The sequence below is a fragment of the Streptomyces sp. NPDC015171 genome, assembly GCF_043079545.1.
In the GTDB taxonomy this organism is placed as follows: Bacteria; Actinomycetota; Actinomycetes; order Streptomycetales; family Streptomycetaceae; genus Streptomyces.
Map to the genome: position 1 here is coordinate 1 of NZ_JBIBUO010000039.1, position 20,200 is coordinate 20,200.

The window sequence follows — 20,200 nt, forward strand, 5'->3', positions numbered from 1 at the left end:
GGGCCTTGAGCAGCATGCCCAGGCTGGAGGCGGTCAGACCCTTGCCGAGCGAGGAGGCGACACCCCCGGTGACGAAGATGTGCTTGGTCGTCGTGGATTTGGGCGGCATGGCCAAGAGGGGGCTCCCGTGGTCGCTGTCTTCGATGCGGTGCGGCTGTCGGACCGGAGGTTTCCGGAGGCGCCGTCGCTGCGGTTCGGGGGGTTTTCTCCCACCGGTCCACGGGCTACCAGCGTATCAGCGCCGCGGGGGGATGGCTTCCGGCCACGCTCCGCGCTCATCCGGGTACGGGGCGCCTTCGCCACAGCTGTCACAACAGCCGCTTCTCACCCGTTCCTCACCCACAGGTCACTCGTTCGGCCTACACCGGTTGCCCGGAGCGGCACGCAGATCATCTACGTGCGTCGTATCCTGCTCGGACATTCGCTGCCGAGCCCGGCCGGAACGACGGCACACCCCCGCCTGCATCACCCGGAACAACGAGAGCGCGGCAGTTCGTTGAGCAAAGACTGTCGTGTTGCCTCAGGGCTCGGCGGGCTGCTTTGCTTCACCGCTCAACGACGCACAACAACTACCCCTTGACCGCACTAGCGACAGCCCCCTGCGCGGGGGTGACGTGGCCGTTCGACTGGAGTTGCACGTGGCCGGGCGCATCGAAGATTACGCACTCATCGGAGACATGCAGACCGCGGCGCTGGTCTGCCGGGACGGCACAGTCGACTGGCTGTGCCTGCCCCGCTTCGACTCGCATGCCATCTTCGCCGGCCTGCTGGGCACCGAGGAACACGGATTCTGGCGGCTCGGCCCGGCGCACGCGGCCGACTCCCCGCCTCCCGCCGCCGCCCGGCGCGGCTACCGCGGCGACTCGTTGATCCTGGAGTCGGAGTGGGACACCCCGCGCGGCACCGTACGCGTGACGGATTTCATGCCGCCGCGTGACGGCGCCCCGCAGCTGATCCGGATCGTGGAGGGCGTCACCGGCCGGGTCCCGATGCGCTCGGCCCTGCGGATGCGGTTCTCCTACGGCCGGGTGGTGCCCTGGGTGCACAAGCACGAGGGCCGCACGGTGGCCGTGGCCGGGCCGGACTCGGTGTGGTTCGACACGGAGGCCGAGACCTACGGCAAGGCGCTCACCACGTACGCCGACTTCACGGTCGCCCCGGGCGACCGCATCACCTTCACCATCTCCTGGCAGCCTTCGCACAAGGAGCCGCCGCCGCTGCCGGAGCCCGAGCAGTCGCTGGTGGCGACGGAGGACTTCTGGCGCGAGTGGGTCGACCACTGTACGTACCACGGGCCGTACCGCGAAGCGGTGGTCCGCTCGCTGATCACCCTGAAGGCGCTGACGTACGCCCCGACGGGCGGCATCGTCGCCGCGCCCACCACCTCCCTGCCCGAGGACATCGGCGGGGTGCGCAACTGGGACTACCGCTACACCTGGCTGCGGGACGCGGCCATCACCCTGTCCTCGCTGCTGCGCACGGGCTACCGCGAGGAGGCCCGCGCCTGGCGCGAGTGGCTGCTGCGCGCGGTCGCGGGCGACCCGGAGAACCTGCAGATCATGTACGGCATCGCCGGTGAGCGCGAGCTGGGCGAGGCCGAGCTCGACTGGCTGCCGGGCTACGAGGACTCCGCCCCGGTCCGGGTCGGCAACGGCGCCGCGCACCAGCTCCAGCTGGACGTCTACGGCGAGGTCACCGAGGCCCTGCACCTGGGCCATATGACCGGTCTGGCCCGCAACGACTACGCCTCCCTGCTCCAGCTGAAGCTGATCCGCTACCTGGAGGACCACTGGCAGGAGCCGGACGAGGGCATCTGGGAGGTGCGCGGCCCGCGCCGGCACTTCGTGCACTCCAAGGTGATGGCCTGGGTCGCGGTGGACCGCACGATCAAGCTGATCGAGTCCGGCGACGCCGACGGCCCGCTGGAGCGCTGGAAGGAACTGCGCGACGACATCCACCGGGACGTCTGCGAGAAGGGCTACGACGAGGAGCGCAACACCTTCACCCAGTCCTACGGCTCCCGGGAGCTGGACGCCTCCCTGCTGCTCATCCCCCAGATGGGTTTCCTGCCGCCGGACGACAAGCGGGTGATCGGCACCATCGAGGCGATCCAGCGCGAGCTGTCCACCTCGGACGGGTTCATCCTGCGCTACCCGACCGAGGGCGCCGACGAGGGCGTCGACGGCCTGCCCGGCGACGAGGGCGCCTTCCTCGCGTGCTCCTTCTGGATGGCGGACGACCTGGCGATGATCGGCCGGGTGGACGAGGCCCGCAAGCTGTTCGAGAAGCTCCTCGCGCTGCGCAACGACCTCGGCCTGCTCGCGGAGGAGTGGGACCCGCGGCTGAAGCGCCAGGTGGGCAACTTCCCGCAGGCGTTCAGCCACGTCCCCCTGATCGACACCGCCCTGCGGCTGACGGCCTCGGGCGCCTACGGCGGCTGAGCGCCGGCGGTCGCCAGGCCCCCCGGAGGTCGCCGGTGACTGCCGGGCCCGCCCGGCCATGCCCTTCTAGGCTGGGCCGAGGACACCGTTCCCGTTCCGGAAGGGGCGCGGCCATGGCTTGCTCCAAGGCGCGCGCGGCCCTCGCCGCGCTGCGCGGGGATCTGACCGGAGACGTGTTCGCCCCGGGAGATCCGGGCTACGACGAGGCGCGTGCCGTCTTCAACGGGATGATCGACAGACGTCCGGCCGTGATCGCGCGGTGCGCCGTCGCGGCCGATGTCGTCCGCGCGGTGCGCTTCGGACGGGAGCTCGACCTGCCCATCGCGGTGCGCGGCGGCGGGCACGGCGTGGCCGGCACCGCCCTGGGCGACGGCGCGCTCGTGGTGGACCTGCGCCCGATGCACCGGGTGACCGTGGACCCGGCGGGCGAGGCGGTCCGGATCGAGGGCGGGGCCACCATGCGTCATCTGGACCGGGCCACGCAGCCCTACGCCCTCGCGACCACCGGCGCCCGGTCCTCGACCACCGGTGTCGGCGGCTTCGTGCTGGGCGGCGGCACCGGCTGGCTGGACCGCGCCTTCGGCCTCGCCGTCGACAACCTCCTCGGGGTGGAGCTGGTGACCGCCGACGCCGAGCAGGTGCACGCCAACGCCGACGAGAACCCCGAACTGTTCTGGGCCCTGCACGGAGGCGGCGGCAACTTCGGAATCGCCACCGCGCTCACCCTGGAGCTGCACGAGCTGCCGGAGTTCTCGGTCGCGCTGCTGCTGTACCGCCCGCACCTCGGCCCGGACGCGGTCCGCGCCTTCCGCGAGGCCCTTCTCGGCGGCCCCGGCGAGCTGGCCGGCGCGGTGCTGTATCTGACCGGCCCGCCCCTGGAGTTCGTACCGGAGCCGCTGGTGGGCACGCGGCTGTGCGCGGCGCTGCTGACGTACCCGGGCCCCGAGCCCCGGCTGCGCACGCTGGCCCGGCCGCTGCTGGCGCTGCCGCACGAGGCGGAGCTGGTCGCCGCGCTGCCCTACGCGGACCTGCAGTGCATGCTGGACAGCCCGCCCGGCCGGCGGAACCACTGGTCGGCGGAGTACCTGACCGGTCTGCCCGACGCGCTGGCCGACGTCTTCTGCGCCCGCGCCGAGGACATGCCGGTGCCCACCGCCAGCCGCCATCTGATCTTCCCGCAGGGCGGTGCGATCGCCGCCGGTCCGCACACGTACCCGGTGGCGTTCCGGGACGCGTCCTGGGCCGTGCATCCGTTCGCCGTCTGGGCGGACCCCCGCGACGACGAGCGGGCGATCGGCTGGGTGCGGCAGGTGTGCGCCGACGTCCGGCCGTGGAGCACGGGGGCCGTGTACCTGAACTTCATCGGCGAGGAGGGCACCGGGCGGGTGCGGGCGGGACTGGGCGAGGGGAACCTGCTGCGGCTGGAGAAGGTGAAGCGGGCGTACGACCCCGACAACGTGTTCCGCTTCAACCACAACATCCGCCCGGTGTAGCCGTCCCACGCTGTCGTTCGGGCGTTTGCGCAGGTAGCGTCCGCTCCATGGACAGCGGTACGGAGAGCAGACTCGCCACGCAGGGCGCCGGCATCACCGTTCAGCGGGCGCTGGAGCTGCCCGGACTGCGCAGCGGGCTGCCCGAGATCCTGGCGGGTGCCGACCGGCTCGGCCGTACCGTGCGCTGGGTGCACGCGGGCGAGGTACCGAACATCGCCTCGCTGCTCAAGGGCGGCGAGCTGCTGCTCACCACCGGCTACGGCCTCGGCACCCGCCCGGCCGAGCAGCGGGCGTTCGTGCGGACCCTCGCCGAGCGGGGGATCGCCGCGCTGGTGGTGGAGCTGGGCCCGCGCTTCGCACAGCTGCCCGCGGCCCTGGTGGACACGGCCAGGTCGGCCGGTCTGCCGCTGGTCCAGCTGCACCGCGAGGTGCCGTTCGTGACGGTGACCGAGGAGATCCACACCGAGATCGTCAACGGCCACTACGCGCTGCTCCAGCGCGCGGAGGAGGTGCACCGGCGCTGCACCGAGGCCCTGCTGGGCGGCGGCGGGGTGCCGCAGGTGCTGGGCATCCTGGCCGATTTCAGCGGCAACCCGATGTTCCTGGAGACGGCCGACGGCCGGCTGCTGTACGCCGCCGGGGCCGGCCCGGAGGGCGCGGATCCGCTCCAGGTGTGGGAGGGGCTGCGCGGCCCGCACAAGGAGGCCCCGCCGCCGGCCGGCTCGGTGCTGGTGGACGTGCCGGGCGGCGGACCCGGGTCGGCGGGCGCGGTGCGGGCCCGACTGGTCCTGCTGCCGGTCCGGGCGCCGCTGGGCCCGGTGCACCGGATCGCCGCCGAGCGGGCCGCGGGCATCCTGGCCGTGGTGCTGATGCAGGCCCGGCAGGAGGAGGAGCTGGCGGCGCGCGGGCGCGGTGACTTCCTCACCGATCTCGCCGAGGGCCGGATCACGGCGGAGGACGCCCCGGCCCAGGCCCGGGTGCTCGGTTTCAAGCCGGGCGAAAGCCCGCTGCTGCCCGTGGTCATGCGGATCGGGGACACGCTCTCCCCCGGCGGCGGCTGGGCGGTGCTGGCCCGGGCGGTCTCCGAGGAGCTGGCCGCCGTGGGGATGCCGGTGCTGCTGGGTGTGCGGCCGGTGGAGGGCCGGGTCCTGGTGCTGCTGGGGCTGCGCTCGGAGTCGGAGCGCTCGGCGGTCGCCGACCGGGTGGCGGCGGCGCTGCGGGCGGGTGCCGACCGGGCCGGGACGCGCCGGCCGGGCTCCGCGCCGCCGGTCGTCGTCGTCGGTGTGGCCGGCGGCTGGGCGGCGGCCTCGGCGGGGCTGCGGCACGCGGCGGAGACGGCGACGGCGGCCGAGGGCCTGACCGACCGGCCCTGGTACGACGCCCGGCGCCTCGACATCGACCTGCTGCTGTGGCGGCTGCGCGACCATCCGGACCTCGCGGCCTTCGTGGACCGCGCGATCGGCCCGCTGCGCGACCACGACCACCGCTCGCGCCCGCCGCTGCTGCCGACCCTGGAGACCTATCTCGCACACGCGGGGCGCAAGGCGGAGACGGCCCGCGAACTGCACCTCAACCGGCAGACCCTCTACAACCGGCTCGCCCGGATCGCGGAGTTGCTGGGCACCGACCTCGACGATCCGCAGACGGTACTGGCGTTGAGCCTCGCCCTGCGGGCCCGTCGGCACGCCCCCTAGGCCAGCGGCCTCGGCTGGGTCAGCTCGTCGTACACGCTGAGCACTTGGGCCACGGTCTCGTCCTCGGTCGGCCAGGTCGCGGCCTGCCGCAGCCCGCGCTCGCGCAGCAGCGCGCGCCGCTCGGGGTCCGCGAGCAGGCGTACGACGGCGGCGGCGAGGGCCGCCGGATCGCCGTACGGGACGAGTTCGGCGGCGTCGCCGACGAGGTCCGGGATGCCGCCGACCCGGGTCGCGACGAGCGGCACGCGCGCCTGCAGCGCCTCCTGGGCGAGGACGGACCGCGATTCCCAGCGGCTGGTCAGGAGGGCCAGGTCGGCGGCGGCGAGCAGCTCGGGCACGTCCGCACGGCGTCCGATGAGCCGCACCGGCAGTTCCTCGTCCTCGATGCGCCGCTGGAGCACCGGCCGCAGCGCCCCCTCCCCGGCGACCACCACCAGCGGCACCGGGTCCAGGTCCCGCCAGGCGCGCGCCGCGTCGAGCAGCACCTCGTAGCCGCGGTGCCGGTCGAGGGAGCCGACGGCGATGAGCAACGGGCGTCCGGTGGCCCCGAGTTCGGCGCGGGTCTTGGGCCGCAGCAGGTCGGGGTCGTCCAGGTCGAGGGCGTCCAGGTCGAGGGCGTCGAAACCGTCGAGGGGGCCGTCGGGCCCGCGCCGGCCGGGCAGGGAGACCGCGGCGAGCCGGGCGTCCCGGGCGCCGGTCCGCCGGGCCCGCTCGACCAGGTCGGGGCTGGTGCCGAGGACGACGGCGGCGGTCTTCGCCACCCGCCGCTCCAGCAGCCGCAGCAGCTGGGCCCGCGGTCCCTCGGCGCGGGCGCGGTTGTGCCAGGTGACCACCAGCGGAGTGGTGCGCCCGCTGAGCGCGAGCACGGCCCGGAAGGAGGCGTGCAGGCCGTGCGCGTGCACCAGGTCGGCGTTGGCGCAGGCCGTCCGGAGCGCGGCCACGGAGACGGGGTCGCTGCTGCGCGGCACATGCACGTGGTCGGCGCCCGCACCGGTGAAGCCGTAGGCGTGATCGGCCTCGGTGGGGGCGCACACGGTGACTCGCACGCCCCTCGCCACGAGCCCCTCGGCAAGGGAGCGCACGTGCGCGCTGCTTCCGGCGTTGCCTCCGCCGAGCACCTGCACGGTGCGCAGCGGCGACTGGCCGTGCGGTGCGTTGCTGCTCACGGGGGTCACGGGGCCGGGGCTCCTGGTTCACGTGGGGTGGTCACGAGGAAACGTACAGAAGGTAGCGGGCTCAGGGGGGCGGAAGGACGCACCCCGCGCGCCTCCCGCGCGGACTGTCCGGAGCCGCTGCCCGCCCCGCGTCCCCTGCCAAGCATGCCAGCACGTACGGCCGTTCAGGGACAGCCAGGAGGGCGCACCGTCCGGCGGGCCGGGGCAATGCGCCGGAGCACATCACCCACACGGGTGAGAGGACGCCGGGCGCCCCCGCATCGGGAGCGCGGCCGTTCCACGAGGTCAGCCGCTCACAGCGCCCGCGCCCAGGTGCTCACCCGGTCCCCGTACCGGGCCGCGGCGACGAGTGCGACGGCGTGCGCGAGCAGCCCCGCGCGCCGGTTTCCCGCTACCACGGCCGCCCCCAGTGCCGCACCGAGGGCGTGCGCCCCCGTGTCCCCGAGCATCGTGCGTTCACCGAGGTCGTCGGGCAGCACGGCCGCCGCCGCCCCCAGCGCACCGGCGGCCAGCTCTCCCCCGGCGCCCGCGCGCAGCAGTCCGGGCGCCCCGAGCGCCAGCACCGCACCGGCGGCCCGCCCGGGCCGTACGTCGACGAGGTTGACGAGATGGGCGCTCCCCGCGATGACCACCCCGGCGAGCAGCTTGTCCAGCGGACGCTCCTTCAGCAGCGCCCCCGCCACCAGACCGGCCCCCGATATCCCGAACAATTTCACGGCACCGCTGGTGACTTCGCCCTCCCGCAGCGCCCCCAGATGCGCCCGGAACCCGCGCCGGTGGTCCCCGGCGACATCGTCGTACGCCCCGCAGACCCCGGCGGCCAGCACCGCGAGCCCGGCACCCGGGCGCACCCGCCCCGCGGCGAGCGCCGCCCCCAGCGTCGCGGCGGGTCCGGCGTACAGCCCGACGGGCCGCCCGGCGTGGTTCGTACGCTCCCAGCGCTCGCGCCCGCCGGGCGGCCGGGCGCGCAGCAGCGCCTGGCAGGACCGGGTGAGCGCGGCGGCCAGGAGGAGGGAACGGGACCGGGACGTTCGCTTGACGATCATCCCGTCACCCTAGGCAGCACCGGCGGGGCCCCCGCTCAGAGGTCCGCCCTGGCCGTGGCCAGCAGCTCCTCCGCGTGCGCCCGGGCCGTCTCGGAGTCCTCCTGGCCCGCGAGCATGCGGGACAGTTCGCGGACGCGTTCCTCGCCCTCCAGGACCTTCACCCCGGAGCGGGTGACCGAGCCGTCGTTGGTCTTCTCCACCAGCAGCTGGCGGTCGGCGAAGGCGGCGACCTGGGGCAGATGGGTGACGACCACGACCTGCGCGGTCCTGGCGAGCTTCGCGAGGCGCCGGCCGATCTCGACCGCCGCCTTGCCACCGACACCCGCGTCGACCTCGTCGAAGAGGTACGTCGGCACCGGGTCGGTGCCGGCGAACACCACCTCCACGGCGAGCATCACCCGGGACAGCTCACCACCGGAGGCGCCCTTGGCGATGGGCCGCGGCGGGGCGCCCGGGTGCGGGGCGAGCAGCAGCTCGACCTCGTCCACGCCCGAGGGGCCGTAGGCGACCGTCCGGCCGCCCACCTCGACGCCCTCCGGGTCCTCGGTGTGCCGCAGTTCGAAGGACACGCGCGCGTGGGGCATCGCCAGCGAGGCGAGCTCGGCGGTCACGGCGGCGGCGAACCGCTCGGCGGCCTCGGCCCGCGCGTCCGTCAGCGCCTGGGCGAGACCGCCCAGTCCGACGCGGAGCGCGTCCCGCTCGGCGGCCAGCTCGTCGATCCGCTCGTCGTCGCCGTCCAGCTCGGTGAGCCGGGCGGCACTCTGCTCGGCCCAGGCCAGGACGGCGCCCACGTCGTCGCCGTACTTGCGGGTGAGCGCGGTGAGGGCGGCCCTGCGCTCCTCCACGGCGGCGAGCCGCAGCGGGTCGGCGTCGAGGTCGTCGGCGTATCCCGCCAGCTCGCCCGACACGTCGCCGAGCAGGATGCCGATCTCCCCGATCCGGTCGGCCAGCGCGGCCAGCGCCGGATCGTGCGACCGCACGGCGTCCAGGGCCCGGCTCGCGCCCGCGACGAGGGTGGCGGCGTCGATCCCCTCGGGGTCCTCGGGGTTGCCCGCGAGGGCGGCGTGCGCGGCCGTGGCGGCGGACGACAGCGCCTCGGCGTGGCCCAGCCGCTCGGCCTCCTCGGCCAGCTCCAGGTCCTCGCCGGCCCGCGGCTCCACGGCCGCGATCTCGTCGAGCCCGTACCGCAGCATGTCGGCTTCCTGCGCCCGCTCCCGCGCGCGCGTGGTGATCTCCTCCAGCTCGGTGGAGACGGCCCGCAGCCGCTTGTACGCCTCGGTGTACTCGGCGAGCGGCACCGCGACGGCGTCGCCCGCGTACCGGTCGAGCGCCTGCCGCTGCCGGGACAGCTTCAGCAGCCCCTGCTGGTCGGTCTGCCCGTGCACGGCCACCAGGTCGTCGGCCAGCTCGGCGAGCAGCCCGACGGGCACGCTGCGCCCGCCCAGATGCGCCCGGGACCGGCCCTCGGCGGACACGGTACGGCTGATCAGCAGGGCCCCGTCGTCCAGCTCGGCCCCGGCCTCCTCGGCGCGCACGACCGCGGCGGTGCCGGAGGGTACGGTGACCCGCCCCTCCACGACCGCCTTCTCGGCCCCGATCCGTACGAGCGCCGGGTCCGCGCGGCCACCGAGCAGCAGCCCCAGGCTGGTGACCACCATGGTCTTGCCCGCACCCGTCTCGCCCGTGACGGCGGTGAACCCCGGCGACAGCTCGACGACGGCATCGTCGATGACCCCGAGTGACCGTATCCGCATCTCCTCCAGCACGGAACAGACCATACGAGGTCCGGGGCGGCGAGTGCACACAGGGCGCCGCTATCACTCCGGCGAGTGGTCCGCCCCGGAGGGCCGCGCGGCCGTGCCGGCGCGCGGCTCCGCCGCGTGGCGCGACCGGCCGCTGAGCGCCCGCGCCCGCCGGCGGAACGGGACCACTTCCCCGGACGGCGCTAGTGGGGCGCCCCTCGCCACCCGGTGGTGGGCAGCGCGAACTTCGCCACCAACCGGTCCGTGAACGAGGAGTGGTGCAGCCGGGCCAGCCGCACCGGCACCGCGCCCCGCCGCACCTCGACCCGGGCCCCGGGCGGCAGCTCGACGGTCCGCCGCCCGTCGCACCAGAGCACGCCCGGCGGGATGTGCGGCAGCACCTCCACCGCCAGCACCGAGTCGGGCGAGGTGACCAGCGGCTTGGCGAACAGCGCGTGCGCGCTGATCGGCACCATCAGCAGTGCCTCCACCTCGGGCCAGACCACCGGCCCGCCGGCCGAGAAGGCGTAGGCCGTGGAGCCGGTGGGCGTGGAGAGGATCACCCCGTCGCAGCCGAACTCCGACACCGGCCGCCCGTCGATCTCCAGCACGACTTCCAGCAGCTTCTCGGCGCCGGCCTTCTGCACGGCCGCCTCGTTCAGCGCCCAGTCGGTGTGCACGATGTCGCCGTTGCGGTGCACGACGACATCGACGGTCATCCGCTCCTCGACCTCGTACGAGCGCGCCACGACCCGGTCGACCACCCGGTCGAGGTCGTCCCGCTCGGCCTCCGCGAGGAACCCGACCCGCCCGAGGTTGACGCCGAGCATCGGCACCCCGGAGGCCCGCGCGAACTCGGCACCGCGCAGCAGCGTGCCGTCGCCGCCCAGCACGATCAGCAGTTCGCACCCGTCCAGGCACTGCGGAGTCGCCTCCTTGACGAGGACCACCTCGTCCGGGAGCGGCAGATCGCACGCCTCCTCCTCCAGCACCCGCACCCCGATGCCGTGCCGCAGCAGGCCCTTGACGACGAGTTCCGCACTGCGGATCGCCGCGGGCCGCCCGGTGTGGGCGAGCAGGAAAACAGTACGCGCCAGGTTCTGTGTCAACGCGGCCCCTCCGCCACTGCGCGATCGACGTCGGCCGGGTCCACCTGGGGTGCCCCCGCCCGCAGCCAGAGAAAGTACTCGACGTTCCCCGAGGGGCCGGGCAGCGGGCTCGCGGTGACCCCCCGCACCCCGAGCCCCAGTTCCCATGCCTTCTCGGCCACTTTCCGCACGGCCTCCGCCCGCAGCTGCGGACTCCGTACGACACCCCCGCTGCCCAGCCGTTCCTTGCCCACCTCGAACTGCGGCTTGACCATCATCACCAGGTCGGCGTCCGCCGCCGCACACCGCTTCAGGGCGGGCAGCACCAGCCCCAGCGGAATGAAGGACAGATCGCCCACGACAAGATCCACAGGTTCCCCATCGATCGCCTCAAGCGTCAACTCGCGTACGTTCGTACGGTCCTTGACGGTGACGCGTTCATCGTTCTGGAGAGACCAGGCGAGCTGGCCGTAGCCGACGTCCACCGCGACGACCCCGGCGGCGCCCGCGCGCAGCAGGACATCGGTGAAACCACCGGTGGACGCGCCGGCGTCCAGAGCGCGCCGGCCCTCGACCACGAGCCCCAGCGGCACGAAGGCCGCCAGCGCGCCGGCCAGCTTGTGGCCGCCGCGGGAGACGTAGTCGGGATCGCTGTCGTCGCTCTGCACGACGATCGCCGCCGCGGTCTCCACCTGGGTGGCCGGCTTGGTCGCCACGGTCCTGCCGACGGTGACCCGGCCGGCGGCGATCAGCTGGCTTGCGTGCTCGCGCGAACGGGCGAGCTTCCGGCGGACCAGCTCCGCGTCGAGACGGCGGCGTGCGACTCCTGCCACGTTCGGTTCAGCTCCTGCTCTGGTGGTACTGGTGGTACGGCGAACGGAAGATGCGACCCGAGGGTCTCATCGGGGGGCGGCCGCCGGGTGGCCGGTGGGAACCGGAGGTCCCGGGCGGGCGTCGAGCGCGGTGAGCGCGTCACGCAGCCCCCGGTGTACATCCTCGTACACCTCGACGTGTCCCTCGGTGGCGAGGTGATCGGTGTCGGCCAGCCGGTCCAGCTGGGCGTCGACGTCGGCGTTGCCCGTGGGGGCGCGCGGGACGTTCAGGGGGGCGGGCGCCGCGGAGTCGTACGCGGGCGCCTCCTCGGTGCCGATCTCGGCCTCGGACACGGACTCGCTCATGCCCAGACGCTACCGCGAACCGCTGGGGTACCGTCGTGGGCGATGGCCACGATCGAGGAGTGCCGCGCCGCACTGGGAAAGCTTTCGGACAACATGCGGGGCGCCGAGGGCGAGGTCCGCGCGGCGGCGGCCCTGGCCCGCTCGGTGAGCTGTCACATCACCGACCTCGACGTCACCTTCGCGGGCCGGCTGACCGGCGGCCGGATCGAGGTGGACGCCACCCATCCCGGGCCGCCCCGCGCGAAGGCGCAGATCAGGCTCGCCCTCGCCGGGGACGACCTGGTGGCCCTGGTGGGCGGCGAGCTGAACTTCGCGACCGCCTGGGGCTCGGGCCGGGTGCGGCTTGAGGCGAGCCTGCTGGATCTGTTCCGGCTCCGGAAGCTGCTCTAGCCGCTCCCGGAAGCGGGGGTGGGCGTGCGGGGTCAGGACGCCGCGGCGACGCGCTCCGCGCGTGCCTTGCGGGCCGCCGGGACCACCAGCGGGGTGCCCGTCTCCGGGTCGTCGATGACCTGGCAGCGCAGCCCGAAGACCTTCTCGACCAGGTCGGCCGTGACGATGTCGCCCGGGGCGCCCTCGGCGATCACCTCGCCGCCGCGCAGGGCGATGAGGTGGGTGGCGTAGCGGGCGGCGTGGTTCAGGTCGTGCAGCACCGCCACCAGCGTCCGCCCCTGCTCCTCGTGCAGCTCGGCGCACAGGTCGAGGACGTCGATCTGGTGCTGGATGTCCAGGTAGGTGGTCGGCTCGTCCAGGAGCAGCAGCGGGGTCTGCTGGGCCAGCGCCATGGCGATCCACACCCGCTGCCGCTGCCCGCCGGACAGCTCGTCCACATAGCGTTCGGCCAGCTCCGCGACCCCGGTCCGGCGCATGGACTCCTGGACCACCCGCTCGTCCTCGGCCGACCACTGGCGCAGCAGGCCCTGGTGCGGGTAGCGGCCCCGGCCGACCAGGTCGGCGACCGTGATGCCGTCGGGCGCGACGGACGACTGCGGCAGCAGGCCGAGGGTCCGCGCGACCTTCTTCGCGGGCATCGAGTGGATGGTCTCGCCGTCCAGCAGCACCCGGCCCTGGCTGGGCCTGAGCATCCGTGACAGCGCCCGCAGCAGCGTCGACTTGCCGCACGCGTTCGGGCCGACGATCACCGTGAAGGAGTTGTCGGGGATCTCGACCGACAGCTGCTCGGCGATGACCCGCTGGTCGTAGGCAAGGGTGACGTTCTCGGCGGACAGGCGGTTCACAGTGCTCCTCGGGGTGTTCGTGTTCGTGCCGCTCATATCCGGCCGGCCCGGCGCTCGGCGACCAGCAGCCACAGCAGGTAGACGCCGCCGAGGACGCCGGTGACCACGCCGACGGGCAGCTGGTCGGCGCCGAAGGCGCGCTGCGAGGCCCAGTCGGCGGCGACCAGCAGGGCCGCTCCCATGCAGAGCGAGGGCACCAGGTTCGGCCCCGGCGAGCGGGTCAGCCGGCGGGCGAGCTGCGGCGCGGTCAGCGCGACGAAGCCGACGGGGCCGGCGGCCGCGGTGGCGGCGGCGGTGAGCAGGACGGCCGAGACCATCAGCACCAGCCGGACGCGCTGCACCCGCACGCCGAGCGCGTTCGAGATGTCGTCGCCCATCTCCATCATCCGCAGGCCGCGCGCGTTGGCGAGGACCAGCGGGAGGAGGACGGCGCACAGCGCGAGCAGCGGCCAGACCTGGTCCCAGTCACGGCCGTTGAGCGACCCGGTCATCCACACCACCGCGCGGGTGGCGTCGACCAGGTCGGCCTTGGTGAGCAGATAGCCGTTGACGGCCGTCATGACCGCGCTGACACCAATACCGACCAGCACCAGCCGGTATCCGTGCACCCCCTGCTTCCAGGCGAGCAGATAGATGCCCAGACCGGTCACCAGGCCGCCGATCAGCGCGCCCACGGTCACCTGGAAGGCGCTGCCGGACATCAGCACGATCACGACCAGCGCGCCGGCCGTCGAACCCTGCGACAGACCGAGCACGTCCGGGCTGCCGAGCGGGTTGCGGGAGATCGACTGGAACAGCGCGCCGCCCAGGCCCAGCGAGGCCCCGACCAGCAGGCCGACCAGGACCCGCGGCAGCCGCAGTTCGTTGACGATGAAGTCCTGGTAGGCGGTGCCGTTCCCGGCGAGGGTGCGCAGCACGTCGGACGCCGGGATCTTCGCGTCGCCGGTGCCGATCAGCGCCACACCGGCGGCACCGGCGGCGACCAGCAGCAGGACGACGACGATCAGGGTCCGCGGGTCCAGGCGCAGGGAGAGCCCGCCGGGGGTGCGTACGGCACGGCCCTTGGAGAGAGTCTTCACAGCTGGGCCGTCCTCCGCCGTCGTACGAGAAAGATGAAGACCGGCCCGCCGATGAGCGCGGTGATGATGCCGACCTGCACCTCGGCGGGGCGGGCCACGACCCGGCCGGTGACATCGGCGCCGAGCAGCAGCACGGGCGCGAGGACCGTGGCGTACGGCAGGATCCAGCGCAGGTCGGGGCCGGTGAAGGAACGTACGACGTGCGGGACCATCAGGCCGACGAAGACGATCGGACCGCAGGCGGCGGTCGCGGCGCCGCTCAGCAGCACGGCGGCCAGCATGGCCAGCGCGCGGGTGCGGTTGACGTTGGCGCCGAGCGCGCGGGCGGTGTCGTCGCCCATCTCCACGGCGTTCAGCGGGCGGGCCAGCGCGAGCGCGAGGACCGTACCGACCGCGAGGAACGGCAGCACCTGGAGGATCGTCGAATAGTCGGCCGAGACCAGCGAGCCCACCGTCCAGAACCGCATCTTGTTCAGGGCCGCGCCGTCCATGATCATCACGGCCTGGAGATAGCCGTACAGGGCGGCGCTGATCGCCGTACCGGCGAGCGCCAGCCGCACCGGCGTCGCACCCCGGCTGCCGCCGAGGAACCACACCAGCGCGCCGACCGCCGACGCGCCCAGGAAGGCGAACCACACATAGCCGGTAAGGCTGGTGACACCGAGATAGGTGATGGCCGTGACGACGGCGGCGGAGGCGCCGGCGTTGATGCCGAGCAGCCCGGGGTCGGCCAGCGGATTACGGGTCAGCGCCTGGAGCACCGCACCCGAGAGACCGAGCGCGGAGCCGACCAGGAGGCCGAGAACCGTGCGCGACAGCCGCTCGTTCACGACGACGTCGCTGTATGTCCCCGTGTCCTGGAACAGGCCGTGCCAGACCTGGTCGAGCGAGAGCGCTTTCGCTCCGATCGCGATGCTCGCCACCGCGACGAGCAGCAGCAGCACGACCGAGAGCAGAAGCCCAAGGGCCCGCGCGACCCGGCGGGTTGGGGGCGCGGGAGCGGTTTCCGCGCACTGTTCCGGAGGACTGTCGACCAACACGAGGTTAGGTTAGCCTACCCTCCAGCCGGATCTCGATCCCCTTGTCCCGCCGGGCTTCACCGCGCGACCCGTCAGAGGCCCAGCCTGGCCAGTGCCTTTCCGCTCTCCAGCGCGCAGGAGCCGTCCCCCGCCGCCGTCCAGGCCGCCGCGCACAACGCCCGCAGGCCGTCCAGCGCCTCGCCCTCACCCGCCAGTTCCAGCCGGTCCGCCCCGGCCTTCGCCGTCCAGCCGCCGCAGCGGAAGCCGGCACCGTCCTGAGCGACCTCCGGCTGACCGGTGAGCAGCCCGCGCAGATCGGCGTCCAGATACGTCGGCCGGTGCTGCGGCGGCGCCGCGAGCAGCTGCGCCCCGTCGGTGACACCGGTCAGCACCAGCAGCGAGTCGACCTCGCCCCGGAACGCGCCCTCGATGTCCGTGTCCAGCCGGTCCCCGACCACCAGCGGGCGCTCGGCACCGGTCCTGATGACCGTCTCCCGGTGCATCGGGGGCAGCGGCTTGCCCGCGACCTGCGGCTCGGCGCCGGTCGCGATCCGGACGACCTCCACGGCCGCCCCGTTGCCCGGCGCGATACCCCGTCCGCTCGGAATCGTCAGATCGGTGTTGGACGCGAACCAGGGCACACCCCTCCGGATGGCGTACGACGCCTCCGCGAACCGTCCCCAGGGCAGATCGGGCCCGCCGTACCCCTGCGCCACCGCCGCCGGGTCGTCGTCGGCCGACTCCACCGGCTCAAGGCCGCGCTCCCGCAGCGCCACCCGCAGCCCGTCGCCGCCGATCACCAGCACCCGCGCCCCGGCCGGCACCTGCTCGCTGATCAGCCGCGCGACCGCCTGCGCTGAGGTGATGACATCCTCCGCCCCCGTCGGTATGCCCAGCTCCGTCAGATGTCCGGCCACCGCGTCCGGCGTCCGCAGCGCGTTGTTGGTGACATAGGCGAGATGCATACCGCCCGCCCGGGCCGCCGCCAGCGAGTCGACCGCGTGCGCGATGGCGCTCCCGCCCGCGTAGACCACCCCGTCCAGATCGAGCAGCGCCGTGTCGTACGCCTCGCTCAGGGGCTGCCCACTGCCCTCGGGCCTCGTCCTGGCACCTTGGCTCATGTCCGCATCGCTCCTCGCTCACTCGCCTTTCGCTCGATCATCCCTCATGCCACCGACACACGTACGATGCCTGGATGAACACAGCAGGTCACTCGGAGGCACTGACACGCCTAGGCCTGGAACTCACCCCGTTCCGCGGCCTCCGGTACGACCCTGACCGGGTCGGCAGCCTCGCCTCTGTCACTTCTCCTCCTTACGACGTCGTCGTACGGCCCGACGGCCTGCACCACCTCCAGTCGGCCGACCCTCACAACATCGTCCGCCTGATCCTGCCCCAGGCCGGGACCCCGAGCGCCCGCACCGAGCAGGCCGCCGAGACCCTCCGCCGCTGGCTGGACGAGGGCATCCTCACCGCCGACCCGGAACCGGGCCTGTACGTGTACGAGCAGCAGGACGGCGACGGCATGATCCAGCGCGGCATCATCGGCACCCTGCGGGTCTCGGAACCCGCCGAGGGTGTCGTACTGCCGCACGAGGACGTCATGCCGCCCGTGGTCGCCGACCGCGCGGCCCTCATGCGCGCCACCCGCGCGAACCTGGAGCCGCTGCTGCTGACGTACCGGGGCGACGGCGCGGCGGCCGAGGTGGTCGAGCGGACGGCGGCCCGCCCGCCGCTGCTGGCCACGACCACCGAGGACGGTTTCAGGCACCGCCTCTGGTCCGTCACCCACCCCGACGACCTGGCCCTGGTCCAGGCCGACCTCGCCGGCCGCCAGGCCCTGATCGCCGACGGCCACCACCGCTGGGCCACCTACCGGCAGCTGCGCGCGGAGCACCCCTCCCCCAGCCCATGGGACTACGGTCTCGTCCTGCTGGTCGACACCGCGCGCTATCCGCTGCGCGTCCGCGCCATCCACCGGCTGCTGCACGGCCTGCCGGTCGCGGACGCGCTCGCGGCGGTGGACGGCCTGTTCCGGGTACGCCGTCTCGACATGCCGCTGGCGGAGGCGCTGGCGGTCCTGGCGGACGCGTCCTGCGCGGGCAACTCCTTCCTGCTGGCCGGCGACGGCGCCTTCCATCTGCTGGACCGCCCGGATCCGGACCTGCTGGCCCGTACCGTCCCGGCGGACCGCCCGGCGGCCTGGCGCTCCCTCGACGCCACCGTCCTGCACGCCACGCTGCTGGAACACGTCTGGCACATCCCCGAGGACTCCCCGGCCCATATCGCGTACATACATGACACGGCCGCGACGGTCGCGAAGGCGGAACACGACGGCGGTACGGCGGTGCTGATGCACCCGGTCCGCGAGGAGGTCGTACGCGACCTGGCCATGCAGGGCGTGACCATGCCGCGCAAGTCGACGTCCTTCGGCCCGAAACCGGCCTCCGGGCTGGTACTGCGGGCTCTGGAGATCTGAACCGACACCACACGCACAAGAGGGCAGGCTCCCCAGGAGCCTGCCCTCTTCTCAGTGAGCGACGTCGACGTCAGTCCTTGTCGCCGTCCTCCGGCGTGCCGTCGGCGGAGGCGCCCGCCTCGTCGGCCTCAGCGGCCTTGCCGGCTTCGGCGGTCTTGTCGGCCTCAGCGGTCTCGGGGGCCTCGGGGGCCTCGGGGGCCTCGGGGGCCTCGGGGGCCTCGGGGGCCTCGGCGATCTTGTCGGCCTCGGCAGTCTTGTCGGCCTCGACCGTCTCCACCGCCGCGACGGCCTCGTCGGGTGCGTCCTCGGTCAGGGCGTCGACGAACTCCACGCCGTCCATCTCGGCGAGCCGGTCCGAGGCGTCCGTGCTGCCGTCCCGGTCGGCCTCGACGGCCTTCGCGAACCACTCCCGTGCCTCGCCGTCCCGGCCGGCGGCCAGCAGGGCGTCGGCGTACGCGTAGCGCAGACGCGCGGTCCACGGCTGCACGGCGTTGGAGGCCAGCTCCGGGCTCTGCAGGGTCACGATGGCCGCGTCCAGCTGGCCCATGTCACGCCGGGCGCCGGCGGCGACGAGGCGCATCTCGACCTGCCCCGCCTTGTCCAGCTTGTTCACCTCGGGGGCGCCGGCCATGTCCAGCGCCTTCTCCGGCCGGCCGAGCCCGCGCTCGCAGTCGGCCATCACCGGCCACAGTTCCGCGCTGCCGGTCATCCGCCGGGCGGCCCGGAACTCGGCGAGGGCCTCGCTGTACTTCTGGCTCGCGTACGCGGCGAACGCGGCGGCCTCGCGCACGGCGGCCACGCGGGACGCCAGGCGCAGGGCCACCCGGGAGTAGGCGTAGGCGCCCTCGGGGTCCTCGTCGATCAGCCGGGCGACCATCACGAGGTTCTTGGCGACGTCCTCGGCGAGCGTCTTGGGCAGGCTCTGGAGCTCCTGCCGGACGTCCTTGTCGATCTCGTCGCCGGTGACGTCCGCCGGGATCGGCAGCCGCTTGATCGGCTCCCGGTCCCGGTCCCGCTCGTCACGGAACCGGCCGCCGCCACGGCGGTCGTCGCGGCCGTCACGGCTGTCACGCCCGTCCCGGCCGCGGAAGCCGCCGGGCCGACCACCGCGGTCGTCCCTGCGGGGGCCGCGAGCGCCTCGGTCGCCGCGATCGTCACGGCCCCGGAAACCACCGCGCTCACCACGGTTGTCGTCCCGCCGGAACCCGCCGCGGTCATCGCCACGGCGGTCATCGCGCCGGTCGTCACGACGGTCGTCGCGACGGAAGCCGCCGCGGTCGTCATCACGGCGGTCATCGCGGCGGTCGTCGCGACGGCCGTAGCCGGCGCGGTCGTCGTCGCGGCGGAACGAGGGACGGTCACCGCGGTCACCGCGGTCGTCGCGACGGAAGCCACCGCGGTCGTCGCCACGGCGGTCATCGCGACGGTCGTCACGCCGATCGTCGCGACGGAAGCCGCCACGGTCACCACGGTCACGGTCGTCCCGCTGGAACCCCGGACGCGAACCCCGCTCACCCTCACGGCGGAAGCCGCCGCCACGGTTGTCATCGCGGCGGAACGAGGGACGGTCACCACGGTCACCGCGGTCGTCACGACGGAACCCACCGCGGTCACCACGGTCACGGTCGTCGCGCCGGTCGTCCCTGCGGAACCCGCCACGGTCACCACGGTCGTAACCGCCGCGGTTGTCGTCACGCCGGTCGTCACGCCGGTCGTCACGCCGGAACGTGGGACGGTCACCACGGTCACCGCGGTCGTCGCGACGGAAGCCACCGCGGTCGTCGCCACGGCGGTCATCGCGACGGTCGTCCCTGCGGAAGCCGCCACGGTCACCACGGTCACGGTCATCCCTGCGGAAGCCGCCACGGTCGCCACGGTCACGGTCGTCCCGCTGGAACCCCGGACGCGAACCCCGCTCGTCGTCACGACGGAACCCACCACCACGCCGGTCGTCCCGGCGGTCATCGCGCCGGTCGTCGCGGCGGCCGTAGCCGGCGCGGTTGTCGTCACGACGCCCGTAGCTCGAACGGTCGCTGTCGCGCCGGTCGTTGTCACGGCGGAAGCCGCCGCGGTCGCCCCGGTCACCACTGTCCCGTCGCCGCTGGTCGCGCTCCGGTCGGTCGTCGGGAGAGTTGGTGGACATGGTGACTCCTGTCTTCGGTACCTCAAGCATTGTAAAAACAAAAGGACCCCTGGTCCCAGCTGAACGCTGGGACCAGGGGTCCTCCAAAGATTGTTCGGCGGCGTCCTACTCTCCCACAGGGTCCCCCCTGCAGTACCATCGGCGCTGTGAGGCTTAGCTTCCGGGTTCGAAATGTAACCGGGCGTTTCCCTCACGCTATGACCACCGAAACCCTAATGGTTTCGAGCGAACAAGCACACTCTTTAATTGTGTGTTCAGCTCTCTGCCGGCAACGGTTCGTTGCCTCAGAACATACACAGTGGACGCGAGCATTTGAGGACAAGCCCTCGGCCTATTAGTACCAGTCAACTCCACCCGTTACCAGGCTTCCATATCTGGCCTATCAACC

At 73.5% G+C, this 20,200-nt stretch carries 18 protein-coding genes and 1 rRNA gene; 5 read left to right on the forward strand and 14 right to left on the reverse strand.

All coding sequences use genetic code 11. From position 1 onward, the window contains the following. Positions 1-109, reverse strand: a 109-nt coding sequence (locus ACF073_RS41105; RefSeq protein ID WP_390700896.1) for a hypothetical protein, incomplete at its 3' end; no start/stop codon positions are given. A gap of 529 nt (positions 110-638) precedes the next feature. Between ACF073_RS41105 and ACF073_RS41110 the strand changes: the two genes are divergently transcribed. From ACF073_RS41110 to ACF073_RS41120, 3 genes are all read left to right on the forward strand, one after another. Beyond that, complete coding sequence (locus ACF073_RS41110) at positions 639-2,441, forward strand: glycoside hydrolase family 15 protein (RefSeq protein ID WP_392076692.1); 1,803 nt, start codon at positions 639-641, stop codon at positions 2,439-2,441. Positions 2,442-2,554: 113 nt separating this feature from the next. After that, a complete protein-coding gene (locus tag ACF073_RS41115; RefSeq protein ID WP_392076678.1) occupies positions 2,555-3,934 on the forward strand; it encodes an FAD-binding protein in 1,380 nt (459 codons plus the stop codon). A gap of 47 nt (positions 3,935-3,981) precedes the next feature. Continuing rightward, positions 3,982-5,628, forward strand: coding sequence for a PucR family transcriptional regulator (locus tag ACF073_RS41120; protein ID WP_392076679.1), 1,647 nt, complete (start codon positions 3,982-3,984; stop codon positions 5,626-5,628). On the opposite strand, the gene ACF073_RS41125 is transcribed toward ACF073_RS41120, so the two are convergent. The 6 genes from ACF073_RS41125 to ACF073_RS41150 all read right to left on the reverse strand — a co-directional run bounded on the left by ACF073_RS41125 (position 5,625) and on the right by ACF073_RS41150 (position 11,857). Further along, complete coding sequence (locus ACF073_RS41125) at positions 5,625-6,803, reverse strand: glycosyltransferase family 4 protein (RefSeq protein ID WP_392076680.1); 1,179 nt, start codon at positions 6,801-6,803, stop codon at positions 5,625-5,627. The genes ACF073_RS41120 and ACF073_RS41125 overlap by 4 nt on opposite strands. A 293-nt stretch (positions 6,804-7,096) precedes the next feature. After that, complete coding sequence (locus ACF073_RS41130; protein WP_392076681.1) at positions 7,097-7,849, reverse strand: hypothetical protein; 753 nt, start codon at positions 7,847-7,849, stop codon at positions 7,097-7,099. A 35-nt stretch (positions 7,850-7,884) separates the two neighbouring features. After that, on the reverse strand, positions 7,885-9,627 hold the full coding sequence (gene recN, locus ACF073_RS41135; protein ID WP_392076682.1) for a DNA repair protein RecN: 1,743 nt from the start codon (positions 9,625-9,627) through the stop codon (positions 7,885-7,887). 167 nt (positions 9,628-9,794) lie between these two features. Beyond that, a complete protein-coding gene (locus ACF073_RS41140; protein WP_392076683.1) occupies positions 9,795-10,700 on the reverse strand; it encodes an NAD kinase in 906 nt (301 codons plus the stop codon). Beyond that, on the reverse strand, positions 10,697-11,512 hold the full coding sequence (locus tag ACF073_RS41145; RefSeq protein WP_392076684.1) for a TlyA family RNA methyltransferase: 816 nt from the start codon (positions 11,510-11,512) through the stop codon (positions 10,697-10,699). The genes ACF073_RS41140 and ACF073_RS41145 overlap by 4 nt, the downstream gene beginning before the upstream one ends. 66 nt (positions 11,513-11,578) lie before the next feature. Beyond that, complete coding sequence (locus tag ACF073_RS41150; RefSeq protein ID WP_392076685.1) at positions 11,579-11,857, reverse strand: hypothetical protein; 279 nt, start codon at positions 11,855-11,857, stop codon at positions 11,579-11,581. 42 nt (positions 11,858-11,899) lie between these two features. Here ACF073_RS41150 and ACF073_RS41155 point away from each other — a divergent pair, with 42 nt between their 5' ends. Then, positions 11,900-12,247, forward strand: a complete 348-nt coding sequence (locus tag ACF073_RS41155) for a sterol-binding protein (protein WP_392076686.1) — start codon at positions 11,900-11,902, stop codon at positions 12,245-12,247. 32 nt (positions 12,248-12,279) lie between these two features. On the opposite strand, the gene ACF073_RS41160 is transcribed toward ACF073_RS41155, so the two are convergent. The 4 genes from ACF073_RS41160 to ACF073_RS41175 all read right to left on the reverse strand — a co-directional run bounded on the left by ACF073_RS41160 (position 12,280) and on the right by ACF073_RS41175 (position 16,311). Then, positions 12,280-13,128 carry an ABC transporter ATP-binding protein gene (locus ACF073_RS41160; protein WP_392076687.1) on the reverse strand — a complete coding sequence of 283 codons (849 nt, stop codon included), beginning with the start codon at positions 13,126-13,128 and terminating at the stop codon, positions 12,280-12,282. Then, positions 13,125-14,171, reverse strand: a complete 1,047-nt coding sequence (locus ACF073_RS41165) for a FecCD family ABC transporter permease (RefSeq protein ID WP_392076688.1) — start codon at positions 14,169-14,171, stop codon at positions 13,125-13,127. The genes ACF073_RS41160 and ACF073_RS41165 overlap by 4 nt, the downstream gene beginning before the upstream one ends. Then, positions 14,168-15,211, reverse strand: coding sequence for a FecCD family ABC transporter permease (locus tag ACF073_RS41170; RefSeq protein ID WP_392076689.1), 1,044 nt, complete (start codon positions 15,209-15,211; stop codon positions 14,168-14,170). The genes ACF073_RS41165 and ACF073_RS41170 overlap by 4 nt, the downstream gene beginning before the upstream one ends. 71 nt (positions 15,212-15,282) lie before the next feature. Then, on the reverse strand, positions 15,283-16,311 hold the full coding sequence (locus ACF073_RS41175) for an HAD hydrolase-like protein (RefSeq protein ID WP_392076690.1): 1,029 nt from the start codon (positions 16,309-16,311) through the stop codon (positions 15,283-15,285). A gap of 74 nt (positions 16,312-16,385) precedes the next feature. Here ACF073_RS41175 and ACF073_RS41180 point away from each other — a divergent pair, with 74 nt between their 5' ends. Beyond that, the gene (locus tag ACF073_RS41180; protein WP_392076691.1) at positions 16,386-17,669 is read left to right on the forward strand and encodes a DUF1015 domain-containing protein; all 1,284 of its coding nucleotides are present in this window, start codon (positions 16,386-16,388) and stop codon (positions 17,667-17,669) included. A gap of 70 nt (positions 17,670-17,739) precedes the next feature. Here ACF073_RS41180 and ACF073_RS41185 read toward each other — a convergent pair whose 3' ends face one another. The 3 genes from ACF073_RS41185 to rrf form a co-directional block, all read right to left on the reverse strand. Further along, positions 17,740-18,654, reverse strand: a complete 915-nt coding sequence (locus ACF073_RS41185; protein ID WP_392076693.1) for a hypothetical protein — start codon at positions 18,652-18,654, stop codon at positions 17,740-17,742. Then, positions 18,546-19,724 (reverse strand): hypothetical protein, encoded by a 1,179-nt coding sequence (locus tag ACF073_RS41190; protein ID WP_392076694.1) that lies wholly within the window; start codon positions 19,722-19,724, stop codon positions 18,546-18,548. The genes ACF073_RS41185 and ACF073_RS41190 overlap by 109 nt, the downstream gene beginning before the upstream one ends. A 180-nt stretch (positions 19,725-19,904) precedes the next feature. After that, a 5S ribosomal RNA gene (gene rrf, locus ACF073_RS41195) occupies positions 19,905-20,021 on the reverse strand. Positions 20,022-20,200 lie beyond the last annotated feature (179 nt).